This window comes from Paenibacillus sp. P22 (assembly GCF_000469945.2).
Lineage (GTDB): Bacteria > Bacillota > Bacilli > Paenibacillales > Paenibacillaceae > Paenibacillus_O > Paenibacillus_O humicus.
In genome coordinates this window covers 1-5702 of sequence record NZ_CBRA020000295.1, presented here as the reverse complement: position 1 = coordinate 5702, position 5702 = coordinate 1, and the positions used below count along the sequence as shown (strand labels likewise).

Below are 5702 nucleotides of genomic sequence, written 5' to 3'. Positions count from 1 at the left end.
GGGGCCGGCAGCGGAGCGCCCGGGGCCGCCGCTGGCGGCAGCAAGGCCGTGTTCATCTATCATTCGCACATCCGCGAGTCCTACAATCCGGAAGTGGGCAAGCCCGGAACGAATCCGGAATCCTCCAAGGTCAACGTGGCCAATATCGGAGAGAGGCTGGCCGGACAGCTGGAAAAACGCGGTGTCGGAGCCGTTCACTCCAGCACGGATTATCCTTCTGTGATCCCGGGCTTCAAGTATTCGATGAGCTACAAGTATTCCAAGAAGAGCGTGCAGGAAGCGATGAGCGCCAATAAAGGACTGAAGTTCTTTTTCGATATCCACCGGGATTCCGCCAAGCGCAAGACGACGACGGTGAATATCGGCGGCAAGGATTACGCGAAAGTATTTTTCATCATCGGCCGCAAAAATCCGAATTGGGAAGAAAACGAGAAATTCGCCGAGCAGATCCACAGCATGCTGAACGAACGTTATCCCGGTCTGTCGCGCGGAATCTGGGGCAAGACCGTGACGACCGGCAACGGAGAGTACAATCAATCGCTGGCTTCGGACAGCGTGCTCGTCGAGGTCGGCGGCATCGACAACTCGCTGGAGGAAGGCTATCGGACGGCCGACGCTCTGGCCGAAGTCATCGCGGATCTGTATTTCGCGGGCGAAAAAGCTTGATTCCATTACAATAACCGAGAGGAGAGGTCATCATGCGCAGAAGAAGCCAGCTCAAATGGACCGTGCTGGGCGCCGCCCTGGCGGCCGTGCTGATGTTCGGGATGGAGATGACGACGGGCGGCATCAACCGGGTATACGGACCGATCGAGGGCTCCGATCCCGCGGCGGTCGGGCGTTCGCGGAAGCCGCGAAAGCGCGCGAGCAGCTGCAGGCGGCGCAGAAATACGAAGCCGAGCTGCGTCAGCTTCAGAAGAAGTACGGCGTCCAGCCGTCCGCCCCGGCGGAGGCGCAGACGGCATTCGCCGGCGATGCGGAGTCGTCCGGCGCGTCGTCCGGAGACGTCTCGGCATGGAACGGATACTCGGCCGGGGATGAACGGTACAGGCTGCCGGGAGTCGCGCCGCTGGATTCCGACACCGGCGTCAATCGCCTTGCCGACGGAACGGCCGGCATGCTGCAGAGCGTATCCAGCTCCGGCATCCGCATGATCGTAACCCTCTTCGACTCCTTTACCAAATAATCGGCTTGCCGTCTGGCCCGCTTCCTTTCCCTGCCGCTCATTGCCGCCCCGGTCCGCCTCGGGTATAATGGTACGAATGGGTTAGATAATTGAGGGGTGTGGATAGTTAAGCATGGCAGACGTACGCGACCGCCAACAGAAGATACGGAATTTTTCCATTATCGCGCATATTGACCACGGGAAGTCGACGCTGGCCGACCGTATTCTGGAATATACCGGAGCATTGACCTCCCGCGAAATGCAGTCGCAGGTGCTCGACCAGATGGATCTCGAGCGCGAGCGCGGCATCACCATCAAGCTGCAGGCCGTGCGCCTCGGCTACAAGGCCGACGACGGGGAAGAGTACATCCTGAACCTGATCGATACGCCCGGACACGTCGACTTCACGTATGAAGTTTCCCGCAGCCTCGCGGCCTGCGAGGGCGCGCTGCTGGTCGTGGACGCGGCCCAGGGCATCGAGGCCCAGACGCTGGCCAACGTCTATCTGGCGCTGGACAACAACCTGGAGATTCTTCCGGTCATCAACAAGATCGACCTGCCGAGCGCGGAGCCGGAGCGGGTCAAGCAGGAGGTCGAGGATGTCATCGGGCTCGACGCGAGCGACGCCGTCCTCGCTTCCGCCAAGGCGGGCATCGGCATCAAGGAGATTCTGGAGCAGGTCGTCCAGAAGGTTCCCGCTCCGACGGGAGATCCCGACCAGCCGCTCAAGGCGCTGATCTTCGACTCCCACTACGATCCGTACAAGGGCGTCATCGTCTACGTGCGCGTCGTCGACGGCAGCATCAAGGCCGGCTCCAAGATCCACTTCATGGCGACCGGCGCTGAATTCGAGGTCATCGAGGTCGGAGCCTTCAAGCCGCGCATGAGCATCGTGGACGAGCTTGCCGTAGGAGATGTCGGCTTCATCGTCGCCGGCATCAAGAATGTCAAGGACACGCGCGTCGGCGACACGGTGACCGAAGCCAAGCGCAAGGCTCCCGAGCCGCTTCCGGGCTACCGCAAGATCAACCCGATGGTATACTGCGGCCTGTATCCGATCGACAACACGGAGTACAACGACCTGCGCGAGGCGCTGGAGAAGCTGCAGCTCAACGACGCGTCCCTCACCTTCGAGCCGGAATCGTCGACAGCGCTCGGCTTCGGCTTCCGCTGCGGATTCCTGGGCCTGCTCCATATGGACGTCATCCAGGAGCGCATCGAGCGCGAGTTCAACATCGACCTCATCACGACGGCGCCGAGCGTCATCTATTCCGTGACGCTTACGAGCGGCGAGGTGCTCAGCATCGACAATCCGTCCAACTACCCGGAGGTCGGCAAGATCGAGCATGTCGAGGAGCCGTATGTCAAGGCCGCCGTCATCGTGCCGAACGACTTTGTCGGCACCGTCATGGAGCTGTGCCAGAACAAGCGCGGCGAATTCGTGAACATGGAGTACCTGGATACGAACCGCGTCACCATTACGTACCAGATTCCGCTTTCGGAGATCGTCTACGACTTCTTCGACCAGCTGAAATCCAGCACGAAGGGGTACGCTTCCTTCGACTACGAGCTGTCCGGCTACCGCCAGTCCAAGCTGGTGAAGATGGATATCATGCTGAACGGCGAGACGGTCGACGCCTTGTCCGTCATCGTGCACCGCGACCGCGCCTATCAGCGCGGAAGGGTCATCTGCGAGAAGCTCAAGGATCTGATTCCGCGCCAGATGTTCGAGGTGCCAATCCAGGCGTCGATCGGGCAGAAGGTCATTGCGCGCGAGACGGTCAAGGCGATGCGCAAAAACGTTCTTGCCAAATGCTACGGCGGCGACATCAGCCGGAAGCGCAAGCTGCTCGAGAAGCAGAAGGAAGGCAAGAAACGGATGAAGCAGGTCGGCAACGTCGAGATTCCGCAGGAGGCGTTCATGGCCGTCCTGAAAATCGACGAGGATTGATGACTGGACATAGGCCGGATGAGCGTTCTGTCCATTCGGCCGCCAGCTTCGCTGGAGGAGAGCCGCGGCTCTCCTCTTGCGGCGTTTAAGGGAACCCGAGGTGCAGCGGTTCCCGGTAGAGGAGGCATCGCCATGCTGAAGCACGCGCCCAAGGCGCTTTACATTCATATCCCTTTTTGCACGAACAAATGCTTTTACTGCGACTTCAACTCCTATGTGCTGCAGGGTCAGCCGGTCGACAGCTATTTGACCGCGCTGGAAAAGGAGATGGAGCTCACTCTGGCCGCGATTCCGGCCGAGCGCATCGATACGGTATTCGTGGGAGGAGGCACTCCGACGGTGCTGACTCCGCCTCAGATGGAGCGATTCCTTGCCGCCGTAAGGAAGCATTTCCCGCTGCACCAAGGAACGGAATTCACGATGGAGGCCAATCCCGGCACGACCGATCCGGACAAGCTTGCGGTCATGTTCGCGGGCGGGGTCAATCGGCTGAGCTTTGGTGTCCAGTCGTTCGACAACGGACTTCTGGAGCGGATCGGCCGCATCCACAACGTGGACGACGTCTACCGCAGCCTGGACAATGCGCGGGCGGCGGGCTTCCGCAACTTGTCCATCGACCTGATGTTCGGCTTGCCGAAGCAGACGGTCGCGATGCTGTCCGACAGCGTCGACAAGGCTCTGGAGCTCGATCTGCCGCATTACTCGCTCTACAGCCTCAAGGTGGAGGAGAACACGCTCTTCCACCATATGTACGAGCGCAACGAGCTGCCGCTGCCGACCGAGGACGAGGATCTGGAGATGTATCTCCATCTCATCGATCGCCTGCAGGGAGCGGGATACGAGCATTACGAGATCAGCAACTTCGCGAAGCCCGGCTTCGAGAGCCGGCACAACTCCACCTACTGGCGCAATGAGCCTATTACGGGCTTGGAGCCGGCGCGCACGGCTATATCCAAGGACTCAGGCATGTGAACATCAAAGGCGTGCAGCCGTACATCGATGCCGGACTGCAGCGGCTGCCCCGCCTGTCGGAGGAGCGGGTCCCGGATACGGACGCGATGGAGGACTTCATGATGGTCGGCCTGAGGCTGCTGGACGGCGTCCGCGACCGGGATTTCGAGCAGCAGTTCCCGGGGCATACGATCGAAGGCGTATTCGGAAGCCAGCTGCAGCCGCTGCTGCAGGAAGGCTTGATGCAGCGTGTCGACGGCGGCGCCGGGACGTTGCCGGGAGGCACGCCGCTTCGCCCGGGCACCGGCTATCGGCTGACTTCCCAGGGCGTGCTGCTCGGCAACGAGGTGTTCGGCGCATTCGTAGGGGTGCTGGGCGAAGAGACCGCCGACGTATAAACAGCCGTCACTGGCAACATGATTGATTATGAAGCGATAAAAGGGGAAATTTCCATTGAAACAGGAAGAATTCAAGCCGGAGCTGGAACAAGAACTGGACCCTATGGCGGAGCTCAAGCGTGCGGCCAGCCGCACTTCCGACTGGAAGGCGCGTCTTGCCGCCGTCAAGGAGCTCGGCAAGCACAAGCAGCCTCAGTCGGTTGAAATCATGACGCGCCTGCTCGCGAGCGACCCGGTCTATGCCGTCCGCGAAGCGGCCTACTCGGGGCTCAAGGGCTTCGGCGAGCCGGTCCAAGCTCCGGCGCGCAGCAAATCCGAGCCGGTCAAGGGCGTATCCAAAATTATCGTCCGCATCCGCAAAAGCCTTCCGGAAGGCCATTCCCTGGAGGATTTCAAGGAGAAGCTGCGGAAGACGAGAAGCGATGTCTATGACGTCTACGAAGGCGAAAAAGGCCCTGAGTTCGATTCTTGGCTGGAAGGCGTCTGGAAGGCTTCATTCGACCGCAAATAAGCTCGGCAAGCCAGGCCGGGCCGGATCTGTCCAAGACAGGTCCGGCCCGGCTTTTGTGTTGGATTCTGGACGGGCAGCGGCTGCCGGCTCTCATTCGGCGTGTTGGCAATCCTAGCGCTTGATGGAGAACGGCCAGGCTCTTATCCGGCTTTTTTATCCGGACGGCATTCATGGCTCGGTTCTCTTTGTTCCGACCGGTGCCGCATTGGGCATGCTCCAGCTCCATTGCAGGTTGTCGGGACAAGAAAAAAAAGGAATAAAAAAACTGTTGCAAGCGTTTTCGGTTTTCCGTTATACTGAGCGGGTAAAGACTTCCAAAACGTTTGAAGGAAGGAGTGAGGAAGACTGACCACCATAAAAGACTTGGCGAAGTATGCGGGAGTCTCCGTCACAACCGTTTCCAGAGCGTTGAACGGCTATGACGATGTGAACGAGGGAACCCGCCAAAAAATCCAGAAAGGGCCAGCAGCTTGGCCTGGATGGCGTCATACGGATAGTCCTTCCAATCGATGGTGACGCCGGGGTGTCCCTGCTCGTACTCGTCGATCAGCTTGTTGAAAAAGTCGTTGAACTTCGGACTGGAGGGAGATCGTCCAGAACTCCAGCTGAATACGGTGTTGAAGAAGTCCGGGAAGCTCCTTGTTGTCCACGTTTCTCCGTCAGCCTGGTCGCCGATCGCCTTCCGGCACTTCCTTATGGATGCGCTTGCCGATCCAGTTCCGTACA

Annotated in this window: 4 protein-coding genes and 2 pseudogenes; all 6 read left to right on the top strand. The window is 59.8% G+C overall.

Going from position 1 to position 5702, the window contains the following annotated elements:
- Nucleotides 1-666 (top strand): stage II sporulation protein P (spoIIP, locus tag BN871_RS26050; protein WP_048750102.1); only part of this gene is annotated, 666 nt, incomplete at its 5' end.
- Nucleotides 667-721: 55 nt separating this feature from the next.
- Nucleotides 722-1186, top strand: a complete 465-nt coding sequence (locus BN871_RS26045) for a hypothetical protein (protein WP_048750100.1) — start codon at nt 722-724, stop codon at nt 1184-1186.
- A gap of 112 nt (nt 1187-1298) precedes the next feature.
- On the top strand, nt 1299-3116 hold the full coding sequence (gene lepA, locus BN871_RS26040; protein ID WP_048750098.1) for a translation elongation factor 4: 1818 nt from the start codon (nt 1299-1301) through the stop codon (nt 3114-3116).
- A gap of 132 nt (nt 3117-3248) precedes the next feature.
- Nucleotides 3249-4465, top strand: a pseudogene (gene hemW / locus BN871_RS26035) (radical SAM family heme chaperone HemW).
- Between the two features lie 103 nt (nt 4466-4568).
- The gene (locus BN871_RS26030) at nt 4569-4976 is read left to right on the top strand and encodes a HEAT repeat domain-containing protein (RefSeq protein WP_048750104.1); all 408 of its coding nucleotides are present in this window, start codon (nt 4569-4571) and stop codon (nt 4974-4976) included.
- Between the two features lie 345 nt (nt 4977-5321).
- Nucleotides 5322-5429 (top strand): annotated as a pseudogene (locus tag BN871_RS27290) (LacI family DNA-binding transcriptional regulator); the annotation flags it as partial.
- Nucleotides 5430-5702: the final 273 nt, after the last annotated feature.

What these genes read in the sequence shown, in the direction of transcription:
- BN871_RS26030 (WP_048750104.1), top strand. Translation starts at nt 4,569, where the DNA reads ATGGCGGAGCTCAAGCGTGCGGCCAGCCGCACTTCCGACTGGAAGGCG.
- BN871_RS26045 (WP_048750100.1), top strand. Translation starts at nt 722, where the DNA reads ATGGACCGTGCTGGGCGCCGCCCTGGCGGCCGTGCTGATGTTCGGGAT.
- lepA (WP_048750098.1), top strand. Translation starts at nt 1,299, where the DNA reads ATGGCAGACGTACGCGACCGCCAACAGAAGATACGGAATTTTTCCATT.